We start from the raw sequence: 1,282 nt of genomic DNA, 5'->3' as shown, positions 1-1,282 counted from the left end.
AGCAGATTATTTTTGGCTGTACGAATATATGAAAAAAAACGGAAATTCCACTAAATTCCCCATCATGCTAAACCAGTGTTATAATAGGTATTATTCAGCACAAAACTTTTTCGTTATTCAATTTATCACCACAATACTTTTGGCTACAAACTGCATCACTTTAATTGAAGCAAATTATTTTCGGCTTAATTAATTCGCACGATATTTTTTGAGGCAAACTGCATCACTTTAATTGAAGCAAATTATTTTCGGCTTAACGATTTCGCCAAAATTTATTTCGACGTAAACTGCATCACTTTAATTTTACCAAAATACTTTCGGCTAAACGAATTCACCTCAATATTTTTCGACGCAAACTGCATCACTTTAATTTAACCAAATTACTTTCTCCTTAAGAATTTCACAAGAATTTATTTCGACACAAACTTTTTCAAATCTTTCTTAATAATCATCATTTTTTGGATTGCAGATTATTTTCTGAGAAGGAGCGAAGCAAGTAATTTTTTCACCACAAAATGGCGAAATATCTATTATAACGTGTCGCGGCTTGCAAAAGTGGCGAACTTCGTAACCGATTATTTTCGGCTAAGATAAAATTTCTTGCGAAAGATAAACGTGAATTTACCACATATTTCGCCATTTTTGCAAACCGCTGTTGGCAGATGTAGTTCTATTTATTCTTATGGGAATTTAATATTCATTTCATTCTTTTCAATTTCAACTCTTTCCCATTCTGACTTATTAATTTTGGTTGTATCTATTTCTTTAATCAAATTTAAGTATGGTAGAATTTTAGTTTTTTCTATTATTCGTGTTTTGAATCCTAATCCACCTAAATCTCTCATTTGATATTCGATAGATATATTTTTATCAGCAATATTTAAGTATTCAATTGTTTGTGTTCCCCAAAAACTCAAGTTCGTAATATAAAATAAACCAACACAAAAAAATCCAATTATTATTATAAAAATTCTTGTTGCTTTTCTATATTTTCTTTTAAATATTTCATTTAGTAAGAGAAAAAATGTTGAATAAGAAGTAAATATCAGAAACCAATAAATTAAAGCACTGCTTATACTTAAATTAGTAATTCTATTTAGTATAATTAAACCTGTTGAAATTATAAAAATTACAATAAACACTTTGATTTTCATTGATTTACGTTTCGTTTTTTTACTATATCTGCCAACGTTTTGCGGCTTTGAAATGGTGGGGGAATCGTAAACGATAAATTTTCGGCTTAAAGAAAATTTAAAGCGAAACGATAATTCCACTAAAACCC

General features: G+C 28.7%; 1 protein-coding gene. It reads right to left on the bottom strand.

Annotation, left to right across the window (positions count from 1 at the left end):
• Window positions 1-680: 680 nt before the first annotated feature.
• Window positions 681-1,282: hypothetical protein (locus HNP99_RS17595; RefSeq protein ID WP_173854759.1), on the bottom strand; the 602-nt coding region annotated here is incomplete at its 5' end.

The organism is Flavobacterium gelidicaeli, assembly GCF_013294005.1.
Taxonomy (GTDB): domain Bacteria; phylum Bacteroidota; class Bacteroidia; order Flavobacteriales; family Flavobacteriaceae; genus Flavobacterium.
Note: the sequence above shows the minus strand (reverse complement) of the source record. Positions and strands in the feature narration are given on the sequence as shown.